This window comes from Bradyrhizobium sp. SZCCHNPS1003 (genome assembly GCF_032381555.1).
Taxonomy (GTDB): Bacteria; Pseudomonadota; Alphaproteobacteria; order Rhizobiales; family Xanthobacteraceae; genus Bradyrhizobium.
The window spans coordinates 235,703-254,190 of sequence record NZ_JAUHIU010000011.1; the positions used below are offsets into that span (position 1 = coordinate 235,703).

21 protein-coding genes are annotated in these 18,488 nt (G+C 65.2%); 19 read left to right on the forward strand and 2 right to left on the reverse strand.

What is annotated here, in order from left to right; translation table 11 throughout:
* Nucleotides 1–99 precede the first annotated feature (99 nt).
* Nucleotides 100–834: a cytochrome c biogenesis CcdA family protein gene (locus tag QX126_RS20025; protein WP_315778323.1), complete on the forward strand. Its 735-nt coding sequence runs from the start codon at nt 100–102 to the stop codon at nt 832–834.
* Here the strand turns inward: QX126_RS20025 and QX126_RS20030 are convergent, their stop codons facing one another.
* Nucleotides 835–1,551, reverse strand: coding sequence for a hypothetical protein (locus QX126_RS20030; protein ID WP_315736269.1), 717 nt, complete (start codon nt 1,549–1,551; stop codon nt 835–837). It abuts the gene before it with no gap.
* A 94-nt stretch (nt 1,552–1,645) separates the two neighbouring features.
* Between QX126_RS20030 and QX126_RS20035 the strand changes: the two genes are divergently transcribed.
* The 18 genes from QX126_RS20035 (at nt 1,646) to QX126_RS20120 (ending at nt 17,463) form a co-directional block, all read left to right on the forward strand.
* Complete coding sequence (locus QX126_RS20035; protein ID WP_315783125.1) at nt 1,646–2,236, forward strand: thioredoxin family protein; 591 nt, start codon at nt 1,646–1,648, stop codon at nt 2,234–2,236.
* Between the two features lie 129 nt (nt 2,237–2,365).
* A complete protein-coding gene (gene soxX / locus QX126_RS20040; RefSeq protein ID WP_315772266.1) occupies nt 2,366–2,809 on the forward strand; it encodes a sulfur oxidation c-type cytochrome SoxX in 444 nt (147 codons plus the stop codon).
* 20 nt (nt 2,810–2,829) lie between these two features.
* The gene (soxY, locus tag QX126_RS20045) at nt 2,830–3,282 is read left to right on the forward strand and encodes a thiosulfate oxidation carrier protein SoxY (RefSeq protein ID WP_315718310.1); all 453 of its coding nucleotides are present in this window, start codon (nt 2,830–2,832) and stop codon (nt 3,280–3,282) included.
* An 18-nt stretch (nt 3,283–3,300) separates the two neighbouring features.
* Entirely contained in the window at nt 3,301–3,627 is a 327-nt protein-coding gene (soxZ, locus tag QX126_RS20050; RefSeq protein WP_315718309.1) for a thiosulfate oxidation carrier complex protein SoxZ, read from the forward strand.
* A gap of 33 nt (nt 3,628–3,660) precedes the next feature.
* Nucleotides 3,661–4,485: a sulfur oxidation c-type cytochrome SoxA gene (gene soxA / locus QX126_RS20055; protein WP_315736273.1), complete on the forward strand. Its 825-nt coding sequence runs from the start codon at nt 3,661–3,663 to the stop codon at nt 4,483–4,485.
* Between the two features lie 24 nt (nt 4,486–4,509).
* Nucleotides 4,510–6,204, forward strand: a complete 1,695-nt coding sequence (soxB, locus tag QX126_RS20060) for a thiosulfohydrolase SoxB (protein WP_315783127.1) — start codon at nt 4,510–4,512, stop codon at nt 6,202–6,204.
* 5 nt (nt 6,205–6,209) lie between these two features.
* Nucleotides 6,210–7,493, forward strand: a complete 1,284-nt coding sequence (soxC, locus tag QX126_RS20065) for a sulfite dehydrogenase (RefSeq protein WP_315778328.1) — start codon at nt 6,210–6,212, stop codon at nt 7,491–7,493.
* Nucleotides 7,432–8,190 carry a cytochrome c gene (locus QX126_RS20070; RefSeq protein ID WP_315778329.1) on the forward strand — a complete coding sequence of 253 codons (759 nt, stop codon included), beginning with the start codon at nt 7,432–7,434 and terminating at the stop codon, nt 8,188–8,190. Before soxC ends, QX126_RS20070 begins: the two co-directional genes overlap by 62 nt.
* Before the next feature lie 26 nt (nt 8,191–8,216).
* On the forward strand, nt 8,217–8,651 hold the full coding sequence (locus QX126_RS20075) for a hypothetical protein (RefSeq protein ID WP_315718331.1): 435 nt from the start codon (nt 8,217–8,219) through the stop codon (nt 8,649–8,651).
* An 11-nt stretch (nt 8,652–8,662) separates the two neighbouring features.
* Complete coding sequence (locus QX126_RS20080) at nt 8,663–9,565, forward strand: alpha/beta hydrolase (RefSeq protein WP_315783129.1); 903 nt, start codon at nt 8,663–8,665, stop codon at nt 9,563–9,565.
* Nucleotides 9,566–9,573: 8 nt separating this feature from the next.
* Nucleotides 9,574–10,014 (forward strand): DsrE family protein, encoded by a 441-nt coding sequence (locus QX126_RS20085; RefSeq protein WP_409997641.1) that lies wholly within the window; start codon nt 9,574–9,576, stop codon nt 10,012–10,014.
* Between the two features lie 68 nt (nt 10,015–10,082).
* Complete coding sequence (locus tag QX126_RS20090; protein WP_315783131.1) at nt 10,083–11,183, forward strand: YeeE/YedE family protein; 1,101 nt, start codon at nt 10,083–10,085, stop codon at nt 11,181–11,183.
* 419 nt (nt 11,184–11,602) lie between these two features.
* Entirely contained in the window at nt 11,603–13,291 is a 1,689-nt protein-coding gene (locus QX126_RS20095; protein ID WP_315783132.1) for a methyl-accepting chemotaxis protein, read from the forward strand.
* Between the two features lie 446 nt (nt 13,292–13,737).
* Nucleotides 13,738–14,280 (forward strand): YeeE/YedE thiosulfate transporter family protein, encoded by a 543-nt coding sequence (locus QX126_RS20100; protein ID WP_315756100.1) that lies wholly within the window; start codon nt 13,738–13,740, stop codon nt 14,278–14,280.
* A 10-nt stretch (nt 14,281–14,290) separates the two neighbouring features.
* The gene (locus QX126_RS20105) at nt 14,291–14,848 is read left to right on the forward strand and encodes a YeeE/YedE thiosulfate transporter family protein (RefSeq protein WP_315772277.1); all 558 of its coding nucleotides are present in this window, start codon (nt 14,291–14,293) and stop codon (nt 14,846–14,848) included.
* Nucleotides 14,849–14,896: 48 nt separating this feature from the next.
* The gene (locus tag QX126_RS20110) at nt 14,897–15,238 is read left to right on the forward strand and encodes a rhodanese-like domain-containing protein (protein WP_315772279.1); all 342 of its coding nucleotides are present in this window, start codon (nt 14,897–14,899) and stop codon (nt 15,236–15,238) included.
* Nucleotides 15,239–15,495: 257 nt separating this feature from the next.
* A complete protein-coding gene (locus QX126_RS20115) occupies nt 15,496–16,770 on the forward strand; it encodes a cache domain-containing protein (protein WP_315783134.1) in 1,275 nt (424 codons plus the stop codon).
* A gap of 69 nt (nt 16,771–16,839) precedes the next feature.
* On the forward strand, nt 16,840–17,463 hold the full coding sequence (locus QX126_RS20120) for a methyl-accepting chemotaxis protein (protein ID WP_315783136.1): 624 nt from the start codon (nt 16,840–16,842) through the stop codon (nt 17,461–17,463).
* 158 nt (nt 17,464–17,621) lie between these two features.
* Here the strand turns inward: QX126_RS20120 and QX126_RS20125 are convergent, their stop codons facing one another.
* The gene (locus QX126_RS20125) at nt 17,622–18,461 is read right to left on the reverse strand and encodes an SDR family oxidoreductase (protein ID WP_315736284.1); all 840 of its coding nucleotides are present in this window, start codon (nt 18,459–18,461) and stop codon (nt 17,622–17,624) included.
* Nucleotides 18,462–18,488: the final 27 nt, after the last annotated feature.

Genomic DNA, 18,488 nt, shown 5'->3' on the forward strand with positions numbered 1-18,488 from the left:
TCGGTCAATCTATCATTAAATTCGAATATGTACTAGTGCGCGATTTCCGAATCCTGCCCGGCAGGCCGGGCACGTAGCGCTGGCCGACCGGGAGGAAAGATGGATCTCGACGTCACGCTGGGGGCCGCGCTGGCCGCGGGTCTGTTGTCGTTTCTGTCACCGTGCATTCTGCCGCTGGTCCCGCCGTTCCTGTGCTACATGGCCGGCGTCTCGGCGGCCGACGCGATCGGCGAAACCAGCATGGCCCAGCGGCGGCGGACGGTGCTGACGGCGCTGTGCTTCGTCGGCGGTTTTTCGCTGGTGTTCGTCGGTCTTGGCGCCACCGCCTCGGTGTTCGGGCGATTCATCGCCGGCCATCTCAGCCAGCTCGGCATCCTCGCCGGCCTCGTCATCATCACGATGGGGCTGCATTTCCTCGGGGTGCTCCGGATTCCGCTGCTGTACCGGAGCGCGACGATCGACGTCGGAAGCAAGCCGGCCGGTCTGCTCGGTGCGTTCGTGATGGGACTTGCCTTCGCCTTCGGCTGGACGCCGTGTGCGGGGCCGGTCCTTGCCGCCGTGCTGATGATGGCAGGCGCGGAGGCGACGGTCGGCAAGGGCGCGCTGCTGCTCGCCGCCTACTCGGTCGGGACCGGCATCCCGTTCCTGATCGCCGCGGCCTTCACAGGGCAGTTCATGACCATGCTCAAGGGCATCAAGCCGCATCTCCCCCTGGTCGAGAAGACGATGGGCGGCTTTCTCGTCCTGACCGGCGCGGCCTTTCTCGCCGGCGTGATCCCGCGGATGTCGGAATGGATCTTCGAGCGCTTTCCGTCGCTCGCCACCATCGGCTGATCAGCCGAAGCGGAAGTCCAATAGATTGACGAAGGACTGCAGCTCGATCTCATAGCGATGCACCAGGCCGGCGTCGCTCTCGCGCGCAGCGCGGCCGATCTCGCCGGCACTCGTCGTGGCGCCGTCGATCAGGCGGCGGAATTCGGCCTGGCGCGCCACGTCGGGCGCGGCGAGGCCGTTGCAGCGTTGCAGCCGGTCGCGCAGCGCTGTGCCGGCCTGGACGACCTCGCCGGGCTCGGCCTTGCCCGCTGCGAACCGCGCAGCTGCGTTGCGCAACGCGTCCATGACGGGTGACAGCTCGAACACGCAATCGCTGAGCTCGACCACGCCGGCGTCCTGCCTCAGGGCGTGAAGCGACCGGCGCAACGCGGCAATGGCCGCCGCAGCGCGCGCGCCGTCACCTGCGGTCAGCGCTTCGTCCGCCTGCTTCAGGCGATCGTTTCCGGTGGCGATCAGCTCTGCAAAGGATTTGGCCGAATAGGGCGCATTGGAGCGCTCGGCGAGCCGGCTGAGCCTGGCCCAGGCGATCCGGGCGTCGTCGAGCTCGATCTGCGCCAGGCCCACATTGCCGGTGCGGCCATAGCTCGCGGCTGTGCGCAGGCTGGCCATCGCCGAGCGCATGAAGGCAGCAACATCCGCGTTCTCTTCGGCGTGCCCACGGACGCCATGCGTGAGGCATGACAGCACGAGCGACAGCATGATGACGCGGCGCAGCATCGAATGTCCTTTTCACATTCTGTTATTCGAATATCATGTATCGAAATTCCGTGGACTTGGCAAAGTGGACTTGGCAAAGCGCGCGAGCAGGCTGATGACGACGAACCGGACGATGACACGGCGCGATCTGGTTGCGCTGCTGCCTGCCGCGGCGGCCGTCGGCCTGGCGTCAGCGCCGGCGCAGGCCGACGCGGCGCTCGGCGACGACGGGCTCTATCACCAGTCCTGGTTTCTCAACAGCTTCCTGGACCTGCGCGAGGATCTCGAAAGCGCGGCGTCGGAAGGCAAGCGGCTTGCGATCATGTGGGAGCTGCGCGGCTGCCCGTATTGCCGCGAGACGCATCTGGTGAACTTTGCCGATCAAGAGATCACGGACTACATCCGTGCCAATTTCGAAGTGCTGCAGCTCAACCTGCTCGGCGCGCGCAAGGTGATCGACTTCGACGGCAAGGAGTTCACCGAGAAGGAGCTCGCCGAGCGTTACGCGATCCGCTTCACGCCGACGTTCCAGTTCTTTCCGCCATCGGCCGAGGGCGTCTCTGCGAAGGAGCCGCTCGCGCGCGAGGTGGCTCGCGCGCCGGGCTATCTCAAGCCGCCGCATTTCCTCGCAATGTTCCGCTTCGTGCGCGACAAGGCCTATGAGCGCGGCACATTCCGCGACTATCTCGCTTCGACCAAGGGTTGAGTGCACTGCGGCATCGAAATACGCTTGACACCGATCACATTATCAAATCATAATTCTTGAATATGATGGATCGTAAGTCCGTCATGTCATCGTAAGGCGAGGGGACGCCTCGTCGGTCAGGGTGGAAACATGCGCCGTTTGATTCCGGCCGCCTTGCTCTGCGTGTTGCTGTCGGCAGCCGCGCGAGGTGACGAGCCGATCAGGCTCGATGTCGTCGACTATGCCATTCCGAAATCGCTGACGGGTGCGCCCGGCAATGCCGATGCCGGCAAGAAGGTGTTCTTGACGCGGACGCTGGGCAATTGTCTCGCCTGCCATCAGGTGTCGTCGCTGAAGTCCGAAGAGTTTCACGGTGAGTTCGGTCCGTCGCTCGACGGCGTCCCGACCCGCTACAACACGGCGCAATTGCGCCTGATCGTCGCCGATCCCAAGCGCATCTTCACCGATACGGTGATGCCCGCCTTCTACAAGAACGACGGACTCAATCGCGTCAGGCCGGAGTTCGTCGGCAAACCCGTCCTCACCGCCGCGCAGGTCGAGGACGTCGTCGCCTTTCTCGAAACATTGAAATAACCGCCTCTGGAGGATGATGCATGGGCGCAATCAACAGACGACAGGCGTTCCTTCTCGGCGGCGGTTTCGTCGCCCTGACGGTGCTGCCGATGGCCGCCAACGCCGAGCCGAGCAACGACGCGGCCGAGATGATCAAGAAGTTCACCGGCGGCAAGGAAGCGGCCAAGGGCAAGATCACGCTCGATCTGCCTGAGATCGCGGAGAACGGCAACACCGTGCCGCTCGCGCTCTCGGTCGAAAGCCCGATGACCGCCGAGAACTACGTCAAGGAAGTGCTGTTCGTGGCCGACGGCAATCCGAATGCCGGCGTCGCCACGCTGATGTTCACGCCGATGTCCGGCAAGGCCGAGGCATCGATCCGCATCCGTCTGGCGCAGACCCAGAACGTGATCGCGGTCGCGAAGATGAGCGACGGCTCGCTCTTCACGGAGCGTAAGACCGTCAAGGTCACCATCGGCGGCTGCGGCGGCTGAGACAGGGGAGAGACGAACATGGCAGACAAGCCGCGCATCAAGCTTCCGAAGGAAGCCAAGAAGGGCGAGATCATCCAGATCAAGACGCTGGTCTCGCATCTGATGGAATCGGGTCAGCGCAAGGATGCGCAGGGTAAGCCGATCCCACGCAAGATCATCAACAAGTTCACATGCGAGTTCAACGGCAAGCCGGTGTTCTCCTGCGCGCTGGAGCCGGCGATCTCCGCCAACCCGTACATCCAGTTCGACGCAAGGATCGACGAGGAAGGCACGTTCAAGTTCGCATGGACGGATGACGATGGCTCAGTCGTGACGGCCGAAGAGAAGATCGCGTTGAAGGCCTGATCGGCCGCGTGTGATCGCTAGGAGGAGTGACGGATGTCCATTCGCTACGGTTCTCTCGCCGTCCTGGCTTCGGCCGCGCTGGCCCTGTCGGCAGCCGCGACGTTCGGCCAGGAGGTCGAACGGAAGGGCATTCCGGCGCCTCCCGGTCACGTCTTCAAGACCATCATCTCGGGCTATCAGTTCCGCACCAAGGAAACGCGCGCGCTCCAGGATGACGACCTGGAGAATCCCGGCTTCCTCGCGGTGGAGCGGGCCGCCGACGTCTGGAAGACGGTCGACGGCAGCGAAGGCAAGTCGTGCATGAGCTGCCATGGCGAGGCGGAAAAGACCATGAAGGGCGTCGGCGCCGCCATGCCCAAATGGAGCGATAAGCTCAACAAGCCGGTCAATCTCGAGCAGCAGATCAACATCTGCCGTACCGAGCACATGAAGGCGCAGCCCTGGGCCTTCAAGTCGAAGGAACTGACGGACATGACGGCGTTCGTCCGCTACCAGTCGCGCGGCATGCCGGTGGCGGTGAAGACCGACGGTCCGATGTCGCCATGGTTCGAGAAGGGCAAGGAGATCTACTATACGCGGGTCGGGCAGCTCGATCTTGCCTGCGCGTCCTGCCACGAGAAGAACAACGGCAAGTTCATGCGCGCCGATTTTCTGAGCCAAGGCCAGACCAACGGCTTTCCGACCTACCGGCTGCGCGATCAGCGCCTGATCCCGCTGCATGAACGGTTCGAGGGCTGCATGTTCGACGTTCGCGGCGTGCCTTACAAGCCGCTGTCGGACGAGTTCCTCGCGCTCGAAGTCTACGTCGCCTGGCGCGGCATCGGGCTGCCCGTCGAGACACCGTCGGTCCGCAACTAGTCGCGGACACAAGGAAGATACATCATGATATCGCGTCGCGAATTCGTTCAGGTCGCATTGGCGGCGGCTGCCTTGACGGGTGGCTCCGGTCTTGCGGGTGCGACCCGCGCCTTTGCTCAGCAGAAGCTGACCGAGAAGGAGCTGCTGGCGTTCGATCCGGTCGGCAACGTCACCTTGGTGCATGTCACCGACATCCACGGCCAGCTGATGCCGCTGTATTTCCGCGAGCCGTCGACCAATCTCGGCGTCGGTGACGCCAAGGGCCAGCCGCCGCATGTCACCGGCAAGGATTTCCTCGCCCGCTTCGGCATCGCGCCGGGCTCGTCGTCGGCCTATGCGCTGACCTCGGAGGATTTCGAGGCGCTCGCCAAGACCTACGGGCGGATCGGCGGGCTCGACCGCGCCGCCACCGTCATCAAGGCCATCCGCGCCGAGCGCGGCGACAAGGTCGTGCTGCTCGATGGCGGTGACACCTGGCAGGGATCATGGTCGTCGCTGAAGACCCGCGGCCAGGACATGATCGACTGCATGGCGCTGCTGAAGCCGGATGCGATGACGGGGCATTGGGAGTTCACCTACGGCACCGAGCGCGTCAAGCAGGCGGTCGATGGCCTCGGCTTTCCGTTCCTCGGCCTCAACATCCGCGACACCGAATGGAACGAGCCGGCGTTCGAAGCCTCGACGATGATCGAGCGCGGCGGCGTCAAGATCGCGGTGCTCGGCCAGGCCTTCCCGTATACGCCGGTCGCCAATCCCCGCTGGATGATTCCGAACTGGTCGTTCGGCGTGCGCGAGGAGGATGTTCAGACCCAGGTCGACAAGGCGCGCAAGGACGGCGCCGGCCTCGTGGTGCTGCTGTCGCACAACGGCTTCGACGTCGACCGCAAGCTGGCCAGCCGCGTCAAGGGTCTCGACGTCATTCTCACGGGTCACACCCATGATGCGCTGCCTGAGGCCGTGAAGGTCGGCAAGACGCTGCTGATCGCGTCGGGCTCCTCCGGCAAGTTCGTCTCGCGGCTCGATCTCGACGTCAAGGACGGCGAGGTGAAGGGCTATCGTTACAAGCTGATCCCGCTGTTCTCCGACGTGATCACGCCGGATCCGGCGATGGCGGCCAAGATCGCCGAGGTGCGCAAGCCGTTTGCCGCCGATCTCGCCCGCCCGCTGGGCCGGACCGAGACGCTGCTGTATCGCCGCGGCAATTTCAACGGCACGTTCGACGACCTCATCTGCCAGGCGCTGCTGCAGGAGCGCGATGCGGAGATCGCGCTGTCGCCGGGCTTCCGCTGGGGCACCAGCGTGATGCCGGGCCAGGACATCACCTTCGAGGACGTCACCAACGCCACCGCGATCACCTATCCGGCCGTCTATCGCATGGGCATGACCGGCACGCGGCTGAAGGAGATCATCGAGGACGTCGCCGACAACCTGTTCAACGTCGACCCCTACTACCAGCAGGGCGGCGATATGGTCCGCATCGGCGGCATGTCCTACGCCATCGACGTCAACAAGCCGCAGGGGCAGCGCATCTCCGACATGCGCCTGATCAAGAACGGGGCCGCGATCGATCCGACGCGCGAGTATCAGGTCGCGGGCTGGGCCAGCGTCAACGAGGGCACGCAGGGGCCGCCGATCTGGGAGGTCGTGTCGAGCTATCTGCAGCGCCAGAAAACCGTTCGTCTCGAGCCCAACCGGGCCGTCAAAGTCTCCGGAGTGTGACGACGATGTCCAAGGACAAACTACTTCCCTCAGCCCCACGCGCGTCGCGCCGTGGTTTCCTGACTGCCGCCGGCGGTCTTGCCGCCACGGCGCTGGCCTCGCAGGCGCGTGCCGGCGCCGGCAATCCGGCCAACCAGCCGCCGAACGTGCCGGAATGGACGCGCACCCTCGGCGAGGGCGTCGCTGTGCGCCCCTACGGCAAGCCGTCGAAGTTCGAGAAGGACGTCGTCCGCCGCGACGTCGAATGGCTGACGGCTTCGCGCGAATCCTCGGTCAGCTTCACGCCGCTGCATGAGCTCGAAGGCATCATCACGCCGAACGGGCTGTGCTTCGAACGCCATCACGGCGGCGTGGCCGACGTCGATCCGGCCGATCACCGGCTGATGATCCATGGCCTGGTCGAGCGACCGCTGCTGCTGACGCTCGACGAGCTCAAGCGCTACCCGCGCGTCAACCGCATCCACTTCATGGAATGCGCGGCCAACTCCGGCATGGAGTGGCGCGGCGCCCAGCTCAATGGCTGCCAGTTCACGCATGGCATGATCCACTGCGTGCAGTACACCGGCGTCTCGCTGCGCACGCTGCTGGAGGAGGCCGGCGTCAAGACCAACGGCAAATGGCTGTTGGTGGAGGGCGCCGACTCCGCGTCGATGGATCGCAGCCTGCCGATCGAGAAGGCGCTCGACGACTGCATCATTGCCTACAAGATGAATGGCGAGGCGCTGTATCCCGAGCAAGGCTATCCGATGCGCCTGGTCGTGCCGGGATGGCAGGGCAATCTCTGGGTCAAATGGCTGCGCCGCATCAAGGTCGGCGACCAGCCCTGGCACACCCGCGAGGAAACCTCGAAGTACACGGACCTTTTGCCGAACGGCAAGGCGCGGCGCTTCACCTGGGCGATGGATGCCAAGTCGGTGATCACCAGCCCGAGCCCGCAGGCGCCGATCAAGCATGGCAAGGGCTTTACGATCGTCTCGGGACTGGCGTGGTCGGGCAACGGCAAGGTCAGGCGCGTCGACGTGTCGCTCGATGGCGGTCGCAACTGGTGGCCGGCGCGGATCGACGGCCCGGTGCTCGACAAGGCGCTGACCCGCTTCTACTACGAGTTCGACTGGAACGGCGAGCCGCTGCTGCTGCAGTCGCGGGTGCAGGACGAGACCGGCTACGTCCAGCCGTCCAAGGCCGAGCTGCGCAAGGTCCGCGGCTACAACTCCATCTATCACAACAATGGCATCCAGACCTGGCACGTGCAGGCAAACGGTGAGGTCGAGAATGTCGAGGTCGCCTAAGCTCATCATTGCCGCTGCGGCGCTGGCAACACTTGCGGGCTCGGTGGCATTCGCCGGCGGTCCGAGCGAGAAGACCGAGGCCAAAACCGAGGCCAAGCCGCCGCAGCGCTTCAACATCGGCCGCGCGCCGAGCGCCGAGGAGATCCGCGGCTGGGACATCGACGTGCGTCCGGACGGGCAGGGGCTGCCAGTCGGCAAGGGCACCGTCGCCCAGGGCGAGAAGCTGTTCATGGACAATTGCGCCAGCTGCCATGGCGAATTCGGCGAGGGTGCCGGCCGCTGGCCGGTGCTCGCCGGCGGCAAGGGATCGCTGACATCAGACAATCCGGTCAAGACGGTCGGCTCCTACTGGCCCTACGCCTCGACGCTGTTCGACTACGTCCGCCACGCGATGCCGTTCGGCAGCCCGCAGTCGCTGAAGGTCGACGAGTACTACGCGCTGGTTGCCTATGTGCTCTATCTGAACGACGTGATCACCGATCAGAACTTCGAGTTGAGCAACAGCAATCTCGCCACGATCAAGATGCCGAACGAGGGCGGGTTCATCATGGATGACCGGAGCACGAGCGAGAAGGCGTTCTGGCAGAAGGATCCGTGCATGAAGAACTGCATCGCGCCGGTCAAGATCACCGGACGCGCGACAGCGGTCGACGTCACGCCGGAAGACAAGGACGGCAAGCCGCGAGGCGTCGAGTGAGGATTGCCGGATGCAGCCGCCGCCAGATGCTGTTGGCGGCCGCATCCGTCGCCCTGGCCGGAAGCGGGGTTGCGTCCATCGCCACTGCAGCCGAGCCACACAGGCTCGCGTTGCAGATCAGCGACGAGGATCCGGCCAAGATGCGTGCGGTGCTCGACGTGGCCGCGAATGTCTCCCGCCACTATTCGGGCGAGGGCGCGGAGGTCGAGATCGTGATCGTCGCCTTCAATGGCGGCCTCGACATGTTGCTGGCCGACCGCTCGCCGGTGAAGGAGCGGGTGCTCGGCTTCGCCAAGTCGATGCCCAATGTGAGCTTCATCGCCTGCGGCAACACCTTGGAGACGCTCGCGAGCAAGGAGGGACGGCAGCCGCCTCTGCTCGACGGCGTCACTGTCGTCAAGACCGGGGTCGCGACCCTGCTGGAGCTGTCCGAGAAGAACTGGACGATCGTGCGTCCCTGAAGGAATTTGCGATGCGGTGGTGGCTGGCTCTCGTCCTCTCGTTCATTGCGTCGATCGCCTTCGCGGCCGAGGAGCCGCGCGAGCTCGCGATCGGCGGGCGTACGGCGCTCGGCACGCTCCGGCTGCCGGCGCAGTCGGGACCGGATGTGCCGCTGGTGCTGATGACGCACGGCACGCTCGCGCACAAGGACATGGAGACCATCCAGGGTCTGTCCAAGGCGTTGGCCGAGCGGGGCATCGCCTCGCTCGCGCACAATCTCGTGCTCGGCCTCGATCGCCGCACCGGCATGTACGATTGCGCCAAGCCCCATGACTATGCGCCTGACGATGCGATCGCCGAGATCGCCGCCTGGCTGAGCGAAGCGCGCGAGACCTCGTCGCACGTCTTCGTGCTCGGACATTCGCGCGGCGCCAATCAGCTCGCGCGCTATCTGGTCGCCAATCCCAAGGCCGCGATCGACGGTGTGATCCTGCTGGCGCCGGCGACGGCGAGCATCGAGACCGGCTTGAGAGACGCCTATGCGGAGAGCTACGGTCAGCGATTGGCGCCGCTGCTCGACAAGGCTGAGGCCGCGATCGCCGCCGGGCGCGGCGGTGATTGGATGTCGGTGCCGGGCTTCATCTATTGCCGCGATGCCAAGGTGACGGCGCGCGCATTCGCAGCATTCTATCGCGCCGACCGGCGCCAGGATACGGCGGCGCTGATCGCCGACGTGAGCCTGCCGGTTCTGGTGCTTGCGGCAGCGCAAGACAAGACGGTACCGGACGTGGCAGCGTCGTTCGCGCCGCTGGCGTCACGCGCCGGCAGCCGTGTCCGATTGGAGACGATTGACGACGCAGATCACTTCTTTCGCGATCTCGCCGCCGAGGATGCCGCTGATCGCATCGCAGGATTCATTGCAGCCACGCGTTAGGAGTCACCATGGAACGTCGATCTTTGATGCAAGCTGGTCTTGCCAGTGTGTTTGGAATCTTCGGTGTCAGCCGCGCACGCGCGGCGACGGAGTCTCCGCGCCAGCGCGTCGCCTATCATCTCGCCGATCAGGACCGCGCCCTGTTCGTTCTCGGCAACCTCCAGAATCACGTCGATGGCACCGGAGGACCTGGACGCGCAGACATTCGCCTGGTGATCCACGGTCCGGGCTTGCGGGCCTTTCATGCGATTTCGGCCGACCAGACCATCTCGGCTCTGGCCGAGCGCCTCATGAAGGCCGGCGTCGGCTTCGAGGCCTGTGCCAACACCATGAAGGCGCAAGGCGTGAAGCTCGACGATCTCTTGCCAGGCTTCGCGGTGGCGGAGAAGGGCGGCGTCGTGCGTCTCACCGAGCTGCAGCAGAGTGGATACGCCTATCTGCGCCCGTGACGGGCGCATGCGTCCTTGCCGATGCCGCCCGGTATGTTGAGCGGCAGGCCTGAACGACGGGAGCGCCTGTGCTCACCGCATTGATCGACCTTCTGGGTGAGGAGCTGGTGTCGCTGCTTTGCGGGCTCGCGGCCGGCGGCGCGTTCGGCTTCTTCGCCCAGCGCAGCCGCTTCTGCCTGCGGGCGGCCACGGTCGAGTTCGCGCGCGGGCAGGGCGGTCCGCGGCTGGCGGTATGGCTCCTCACCTTCGCCTCGGCGCTGCTGGGCACCCAGGCACTGGTGGCGATGGGCCTGCTCGACGTCTCCGAAGCGCGCCAGCTGGCGCAGCAGGGCAGCATTTCCGGCGCGATGATCGGCGGCACCCTGTTCGGCTGCGGCATGATCCTGGCGCGCGGCTGTGCCAGCCGTCTGCTGGTGCTCTCGGCCAACGGCAATTTGCGGGCGCTGCTGTCCGGCCTGATCTTCGCGGTGACGGCGCAGTCCGCCTATCGCGGCCTGCTCGCGCCGGCACGCGAGTGGCTCACCAATCTTTGGCTCGTCGACGGCGGACCGTCGCGCGACATCATGAGCCTGTTCGGCGGTGGCACGCCCGAGAAGCTCGGCTTCGGCATGCTGTGGTTCCTGGCCGGGCTCGCCGCCGTGTCGAAGTTTCAGGTCGGCCCGAAGATCCTGCGCGCGGCGGTGGCCGCGGGTGCGGCGGTCGCCGGGGGCTGGCTCCTCACCTATCAGCTCGGCCAGGCCTCGTTCTCGCCGGTGCCGCTGAAGAGCCTCACATTCAGCGGTCCTTCGGCGGAACTGCTGATGCAGGTGCTCGCCAGCCCGCAGCTGAAGCCGGGCTTCGATCTCGGCATCATTCCGGGCGTGTTCATCGGCTCGTTCGTTGCGGCCGCGCTGGCGCGCGAACTCAATCTCGAAGGCTTCTCGGATGGGCGCGGCATGCGCCGCTACATGATCGGCGCCGTCCTGATGGGATTCGGCGCCATGCTGGCGGGCGGCTGCGCCGTCGGCGCCGGCGTGACGGGGGCATCGGTGTTTGCGCTCACAGCGTGGATCGTGCTCGGTGGCATGTGGTTGGGTGCGGCCGTCACCGATTTTGTCGTCGACCGCTGGCTGTTCGCCGCCAAGCCGGCGCAGAGCCCGGTTCAGTCGCCCTCCGTCATGCCTTCATGAGACATCTTGCGGAAGCGAGCCTGCTTCTGCTGAGCGGCATTGAAAATGCAGCGTCAAAGAGCAGCATCCATGAATCTCCGGGACCTGTCTGTCACAGGCTCGTCGACGCCTGGCGTGTCGGCGCACTCCAAGCCTTTGACAAAAACATTGTCTGATCAGATCGGATCGAACCCGAAGACACGTGTCTTTGCGTCGTTCACGCCGGAGCGCAGATCGCGTAGTCCGCGGGTCGACCACAGGAGATGCGCGCCGAACAGGGCATTCGGACCATCGCGCCCGAACATGACGTTGGTAGATCCCAGTCTCGAGATCCCGCTCGTTAACCAATTTGCGAAGGTCGAGTGTTACCGTCGCGAGGGGTACGGCGCAATCATGCGGCGGACCGATACGAATCGCCGGGACTACGAAAGGCACGCGAGATGTCGCAACTCTCCATTCGAGCAAAAATGGCGGCCGTCATTGCGCTGCTGCTGCTGGCGATGACCATCGTCGGATTGCTGGCCGTCCGCGGCATGCAGACAATCAACACGCATACCGAACAGATCGCCAAGAACTGGCTGCCGAGCGTGCGCGTGCTCGGCGAGTTGCGTTCGGCGATCAATCTCAATCGGGCGCAGCTCCGAGCCTACATGACGGCTGATACGACTGAGGAGAAGGACAATCTCGACCGCAACATGAAGGCAACGCTCGCCGTCATTGCGACGGCGCGCCGCTCCTATGAGGCGATGATCTCGTCTTCCGAGGAGCGCAGCCTGTTCGAGAGCTGGTCGCGGGGCTGGGAGCAATATGTCAAGGCTGCCGATGGTGTGCTCGAGGTGCTGCGCGCAGGGAACGGCAATGCGACCAAGCAGGCAAGCGATCTGTTCAACAAGACGGTCCGGGGCGTCGCCAATCAGTCGGACGAATATCTTCGAAAGCTGATTGACCTCAACAATCGTGGCGCCGACGCCGAGACGAAGATCGCCGCGGATGGCTATGCCGAGGCATTTGCATTGATGTCGACGGTCATCGTCCTTGCCGTTCTCGCCGGCATCGGCGTCGGAAGCTGGTTCGTTCGCGATATTTCCCGGTGCATCGCTTCCATCATCAGGCCGATGCAGGCGCTCGGTGAGGGCAACCTGGCGACGGAGATCCCCTATCGCGGCCAGAAGACCGAAGTAGGCATGATGGCCGACGCCCTGGAGGTCTTCAAGACCGCCTTGATCGCGAAGAAGCAGGCCGACGATATCGCTTCGAAAGAGGCAGAGGTGAAACTGGAACGCAGCCGGCGGCTTGACGAGATCACTGGCCGCTTCGAGGCCGTGGTCGGCGAGATCGTCGACACCGTGTCCACGGCATCGAGCACATTGGAGGGTCACGCCGGCGGGCTCAGCAACACGGCGAGCCGCGCACAGAACCTGGCCACGTCCGTCACCGCGGCTTCCGAGGAAGCCTGCGCAAATGTGCAGTCGGTGGCATCTGCGACCGAGGAGCTCTCCGCGTCCGTCAACGAGATCAGTAGGCAAGTCCAGGATTCGGCCCAGATGGCCAATGAGGCGGTGGCACAGGCCCGCAGGACCAATGAACAGGTCAGCGAGCTCTCGAAGTCCGCTGCCCGCATCGGCGACGTCGTCGAGCTGATCAATACGATTGCCGGACAGACCAACCTGCTCGCGCTGAATGCAACGATCGAGGCCGCACGCGCCGGCGAGGCCGGCCGTGGATTTGCGGTGGTCGCATCCGAGGTCAAGGCGCTGGCCGAGCAGACGGCGAAGGCCACGGGCGAGATCGGCCAGCAGATCTCCGGCATCCAGTCCGCCACCCAGCAATCGGTCGGTGCCATCCGCGACATCAGCATCACCATCGAGAAATTGCAGGAGATTTCGTCGACGATCGCATCGGCCGTGGAGCAGCAGGGCGCTGCCACGCAGGAGATCTCGCGCAACGTCCAGCACGCGGCGGCGGGAACGCAGCAGGTCTCAGCCAACGTTGCGGATGTGCAGCGCGGCGCCGTCGATACCGGAACCGCTGCGTCCCAGGTGCTGTCCGCCGCGAAATCGCTGGCCGACGACAGTGCCAGACTGAGCATGGAAGTGAAGAAGTTCATCGCCGGCGTGAGAGCCGCCTAGGGTTCGTAGCGACTGAGAGCCGCGCAGATCCGATCTCGCCGCCATTTCGGCCGGCCCGCGTCGGGTGTGCTGACAGGTGCGCCGGCCACGCTGCCATCGCTTCTGCGGTGGCTTGCGAGGCTCATCTCGAGGATCTTTCGCGCGGCCGCGGCAAGCTGCGTTACCGAGTCGCCTGGTGACGATGGGCTTGCGAGGCCCGCGCGGACATGAACAGAGCGTGGGGTCGCGGCGGATCATGCTCCGCCGCGCTTGCTCGGGGCTGCCGTCCCCGAGTTCGTCAGTGCCGCTATTTCCTCGCAGTCAGGCTGCCGCAGAGCCCCGCCTTTTCACCTCACCTGTCGGCATCGGCTGAATTATAATTGCAGAAATTCGAATATATGCATATAGTAACGTAAGTCGGTCGCGGCGCTGGGCCGCGTCAGCAGGGAGGACCCGTCGTGGCAATGATGAACGACGTCATGGTCAAGGATCTGGGCAAGTCCAAGCGCATCGACTGGTCGCCCTATCTGGTCGGCGCCGGCATCGGCGTCCTCAGCTGGGTGGCCTTTGCCGGGTTCGGCGACCCGCTCGGCGTCACGACGGCGTTTTCGCGCATCGCATCGCTGTTTGCCGCTCCGGTGATCGGATCCGACGCCGTCGCCGCCAACAGCTATTGGAAGTCGATGCCGTTGAAATGGGACTATGGCGTCTGGTTCCTGGTCGGCATTCCGTTCGGCGCATTCCTGTCGGCGATCATCTCCGGCACGTGGCGCCTCGAACTGGTACCGGAGGTCTGGAAGGAGCGCTTTGGCCCGTCTGTGGTCAAGCGCTTCGTGGCCGCGTTTCTCGGCGGCATCGTCATCATGTATGGCGCGCGTCTGGCCGGCGGTTGCACCAGCGGACACGGCATCTCCGGCGGTCTGCAATTGGCGCTGTCGAGCTGGCTGTTCCTCGCCGTGATGTTCGCGACCGGCCTTCTGGCGTCGCGCGTCATGTTCCGCAAAGCATAGGAGAATGGCCATGACGTCATTGATGAGCATCGCCGGCCCGCTGCTGATGGGCGCCGTGTTCGGCTATCTGCTGCAGCAGGGCAAGGTCACGAGCTGCAACGTGATCGAGAACCAGTTCCGGCTGCGCGACTTCACCGTGCTGAAGGTGATGGGCACGGCGATCTTGGTCGGCGGCATCGGCGTGCTGCTGCTGGTTGATACCGGCAACACCAAATATTACGTCAAGGACGCCAACATGCTCGCGGTCGCGCTCGGCGCGGCGCTGTTCGGCGTCGGCATGGTGGTCTACGGCTACTGCCCGGGCACCGCGCTCGGCGCCATCGCCAGCGGCAGCGTGCATGCCGCAGTCGGCGCTTTCGGCATGATTGTCGGCGCGATCCTCTATGCGCTGAGCTTCGACTGGGTGAAGGCTCACGTCCTGAATGTTTGGGCGCTCGGCAAGGTGCGGCTGCCCGACATCACCGGCGTGCCGGATGGCGCCTGGTTCGCCGCGCTCGCGATCGGCGCAGGTGCGTTCTTCTTCTGGGTCGAAGCATCCGAGGCCAAGGCGAAGCGGACACAGGGGTAGGCGGAGTCGCCGAGTGCCCCCTATGTCAATCAGTGAGAGGTTCCTCCCATGCTATCAGGACTGTTCAGCAAGCTGACCGGATCGACCAGCGTGCCGGCGATCGAGCATGACGAGCTGGTGCGGGCGCATCAGCAGCGGAGCTGCGTCATCGTCGACGTGCGCGAGCCGCATGAGTTCAAGGGCGGACACATTCCCGGCGCCGTCAATCACCCGCTGTCGCGTTTCGACCCGGGCGACCTCGTGCACGACAAGCCGGTGGTTCTGATCTGTCAGGCGGGCGGCCGCTCGGCCACCGCGCTGCGGCGGGCGCTGTCGGCGGGGCGGCAGGATATCCGCCACTATGCCGGCGGCATGAGCCGCTGGCGGGCGCGCGGCGGTCCTGTCGCCTGAACGCGCCCTGTCCGACAGATCGGACGTTCTGCTCTGTCAGGACGTTCCGAACGGATCTGTTCTGGTTGAGATGAAATGACCTGCAACCAGCGTGGGTTGCGGCAGGCTAAGAGCAAAGTGTGCGGCGGAATGCTTCGATAGCCGTTCTCGCCCGCAGCAGCTAATTTGTTGTTGGTCCACTCCATTGGTTGATTCGTTCAGGAATAATTAGTTGCAACGCTGCAATACTCGAACACCGGTCGACGTTCGAGGATTGCATGCTGAAGCTTGTTGGCTTGAGAACCCGGATCACCCTTTCTCTGGTGGTCGGCGCGGCCGCGACGGCCCTCTTCGTGCTGCTGGTCGCCATGTGGATCATCGGCGGCATCATCGACCGCGCCAATGAGCGCGAGCTCCACGCCCAATATGACGCCTTCAATTCGCGCCTGCAGCTGGAGTCGACCCGCGCGGAAGCCATGAGCGCGGTGGTCGCCAAGATCCCCGCCGTCCAGGACGCCATGGCGCAGAACGACCGCGACGCCTTGATGCGGCTGTTCGGCGCGGGCATGGCCAGCATGAAGTCCGATTACGGTGTCGACCAGTTTCAGTTTCACACGCCGCCGGCGATGTCCTTCCTGCGCGTGCACCAGCCGGCCAAGTTCGGCGACGATCTGTCGGGCTTCCGCAAGACGGTGGTGGCCGCCAACACCGACCGCAAGCCGATCGTCGGGCTGGAGGGCGGCGTTGCCGGCCTCGGCCTCCGCGGCGTCGTACCGATCGTTTCCGCCGGCAAACATCTGGGCTCGGTCGAGTTCGGCCTGACCTTTGGCCAAAACTTCTTCGACGAGTTCAAGCGCAGCCGGAATGTCGACGTCGCGTTCCGCCTGGCTGGCGACAACGGCTTCAAGCTGTTCGCGACAACGATCGGGGAGACCTCCTTCTTCGCAAGCGGCGACTATCGGGAGGCATCGGCCGGCAGCTTCCTGTCGCGCCAAGGACAGCTCAAAGGCGTTCCGGTGGTCGCGCTGCTGGGCCCGATCAAGGATTTCTCCGGCAAGCCGATCGGCGCCGTCGAGATCATCATGGACAACAGCGAGTTCATCCAGGCTCGCAATCGCGCCGGGGCGCTAGCGATCGGGATGACGCTGGCCGGCCTCGTGCTGATCGCGCTCGCCGGGCTGTTGATCGCGCGCAGCATCTCCCGCCCGATCGTCCAGATGACGAGCGCCATGCGCGAACTCGCCGATGGCAACCTGGACGTCAGCGTCCCGGCCGACTGGCGCAAGGACGAGGTTGGACAGATGGCGCGCGCCGTTTCGGTCTTCAGGGACAACGCCATCCGGATGAGGGATCTGCAGGCGGAGCAGGAGAAGGCCCAGGCTCGTGCCGAGGAGGACCGGCGCCGCATGCTGATGGAGGTGGCCGATGGCTTCGAGGCCAGCGTCCGCGGCGTTGTCGACGCAGTGTCGGCTGCGGCCATTGAAATGGAGGCGACCGCCCGTTCGATGTCGGTGACGATCGATCAATCGAAGCAGCAGGCCCTGACGGTGTAGCAGGCGTGCGGCTCCGCATCGGATAATGTCAACACCGTTGCCTCGGCGGCCGAAGAGCTGTCATCCTCGATGAACGAGATCAGCAAGACGCTCGAGCGTGCGTCGTCCGTGGTTCGCAAGGCCGCGGACGAAGGGCAGCAATCCAACGACAAGGTGCAGCGGCTCAACGTTGCCGCCAGCAAGATCAGCGAGGTCGTCGCACTCATCAACCAGATCGCCAGCCAGACCAATCTGCTGGCGCTGAATGCGACGATCGAGGCCGCGCGCGCCGGCGAGTCGGGTAGGGGATTCGCCGTCGTCGCCAGCGAGGTCAAGACACTGGCGACCCAGACGGCCAAGGCGACCGAAGAGATTGGTGCTCAGATCGCCGCGGTTCAGGCCGAAACCGCCGCCGCGGTCCAGAGCATCGGTATGATCTGCACCACGATCCAGGAGGTCGACGAGATCTCGACCATCATCGCCTCATCGATCGCGCAACAGGACGCCGCGACCCGCGAGATCGCCGGCAATGTGAACGTCGTCGCCGGCAAGACCCAGGACGTCACGCGCAACATCGCGGGCGTCACGTCCGGGGTCGTGCAGACCGGCCACGCCGCCAACGAGGTGCTGTCGGCGGCCGGCGAGCTCGCGCAGCAGTCGACCCGGCTGCGCAGCGAGGTCAACCAGTTCCTGGCCCATATCAGAGCGGCCTGACCGGTCGTTGGGTGGCTGAAGTATCAAGCTCGCCGACACGCCCGTCGCCCCGGCCGTATCCGCCACGGGGGTGATTCCCGTGTCCGACCGGCATGAGCTGTGTCCTGGTGCCGTGGTCTCGAGAGCGCGAGGCGGGGCGGCGCCTCCTGTCCCGTGGCTCACGCCTGCTTCGCGGCCGCCTTCTCGAGCCGCTTCGCCATCACGCGCCAATAGGTGCCCGGCATGAACCGCTGCAGGAGATCCATGAAGCGCGCATCGCCGCCGATCAGGATGCGGGGCTCATTGCGCTCGACGCCCTCGATGATCCGCAACGCGGCGTCGCGCGGGCTGGTCCTGGCAAGCCGCTCGAACCGCTCGATGGCCTGCACGCGGCGCGCATTGTCGGTCATGCCCTGGCCGGCGCGGGCATTGCGCGCAATCGCCGTGGCGATGCCGCCGGGATGCACGACCGACAGCCGCACGGGACTGCCGGCGGCTGTGAGTTCGTGACGCAGGCTCTCGGAAAATCCCCGCACCGCGAACTTTGCCGCGGCGTAGGCCGATTGGCCGGGCGGAGCGATGATGCCGAAGATCGAGGACAGGTTGACGACATGCGCTTCGCGCTGGCGCGAAAGATGCGGCAGGAACGCGCGCGTGCCGTGCACGACGCCCCAGAAATTGATGTTGAACAGCCACTCCATCTCCGCCTGATCGATCTCGGCGAAGCTGCCGAACAGTGCCACGCCGGCATTGTTGACGACGATGTTGAGGCCGGGATGCGCGCGGGCCGCGTCCTCCGCGAACTGGTTGACTGCAGCGACGTCGCTGACGTCCAGCCGGTGCGTGGTCACCTTGCGACCGCTCGCGGCGAGCTCGGCGGCGAGGCTTGCGAGGCCCGCCTCGTCGCGGTCGGCGAGCGCGAGATCGCAACCGCGCGCCGCCAGCTCCTGCGCCAGCGCACGGCCAATGCCGCTGGCTGCGCCTGTCACGGCGGCAGATGCGCCTCGAATGATCGTCATTGTCGCTTCACTCCCCTGATCGACCGG

Coding starts and splice junctions, on each gene's coding strand:
- QX126_RS20025 (WP_315778323.1), top strand. CDS start 100: ATGGATCTCGACGTCACGCTGGGGGCCGCGCTGGCCGCGGGTCTGTTG.
- QX126_RS20030 (WP_315736269.1), bottom strand. CDS start 1,551: ATGCTGCGCCGCGTCATCATGCTGTCGCTCGTGCTGTCATGCCTCACG.
- QX126_RS20035 (WP_315783125.1), top strand. CDS start 1,646: ATGACGACGAACCGGACGATGACACGGCGCGATCTGGTTGCGCTGCTG.
- soxX (WP_315772266.1), top strand. CDS start 2,366: ATGCGCCGTTTGATTCCGGCCGCCTTGCTCTGCGTGTTGCTGTCGGCA.
- soxY (WP_315718310.1), top strand. CDS start 2,830: ATGGGCGCAATCAACAGACGACAGGCGTTCCTTCTCGGCGGCGGTTTC.
- soxZ (WP_315718309.1), top strand. CDS start 3,301: ATGGCAGACAAGCCGCGCATCAAGCTTCCGAAGGAAGCCAAGAAGGGC.
- soxA (WP_315736273.1), top strand. CDS start 3,661: ATGTCCATTCGCTACGGTTCTCTCGCCGTCCTGGCTTCGGCCGCGCTG.
- soxB (WP_315783127.1), top strand. CDS start 4,510: ATGATATCGCGTCGCGAATTCGTTCAGGTCGCATTGGCGGCGGCTGCC.
- soxC (WP_315778328.1), top strand. CDS start 6,210: ATGTCCAAGGACAAACTACTTCCCTCAGCCCCACGCGCGTCGCGCCGT.
- QX126_RS20070 (WP_315778329.1), top strand. CDS start 7,432: ATGGCATCCAGACCTGGCACGTGCAGGCAAACGGTGAGGTCGAGAATG.
- QX126_RS20075 (WP_315718331.1), top strand. CDS start 8,217: ATGCTGTTGGCGGCCGCATCCGTCGCCCTGGCCGGAAGCGGGGTTGCG.
- QX126_RS20080 (WP_315783129.1), top strand. CDS start 8,663: ATGCGGTGGTGGCTGGCTCTCGTCCTCTCGTTCATTGCGTCGATCGCC.
- QX126_RS20085 (WP_409997641.1), top strand. CDS start 9,574: ATGGAACGTCGATCTTTGATGCAAGCTGGTCTTGCCAGTGTGTTTGGA.
- QX126_RS20095 (WP_315783132.1), top strand. CDS start 11,603: ATGTCGCAACTCTCCATTCGAGCAAAAATGGCGGCCGTCATTGCGCTG.
- QX126_RS20100 (WP_315756100.1), top strand. CDS start 13,738: ATGAACGACGTCATGGTCAAGGATCTGGGCAAGTCCAAGCGCATCGAC.
- QX126_RS20105 (WP_315772277.1), top strand. CDS start 14,291: ATGACGTCATTGATGAGCATCGCCGGCCCGCTGCTGATGGGCGCCGTG.
- QX126_RS20110 (WP_315772279.1), top strand. CDS start 14,897: ATGCTATCAGGACTGTTCAGCAAGCTGACCGGATCGACCAGCGTGCCG.
- QX126_RS20115 (WP_315783134.1), top strand. CDS start 15,496: ATGCTGAAGCTTGTTGGCTTGAGAACCCGGATCACCCTTTCTCTGGTG.
- QX126_RS20120 (WP_315783136.1), top strand. CDS start 16,840: ATGAACGAGATCAGCAAGACGCTCGAGCGTGCGTCGTCCGTGGTTCGC.
- QX126_RS20125 (WP_315736284.1), bottom strand. CDS start 18,461: ATGACGATCATTCGAGGCGCATCTGCCGCCGTGACAGGCGCAGCCAGC.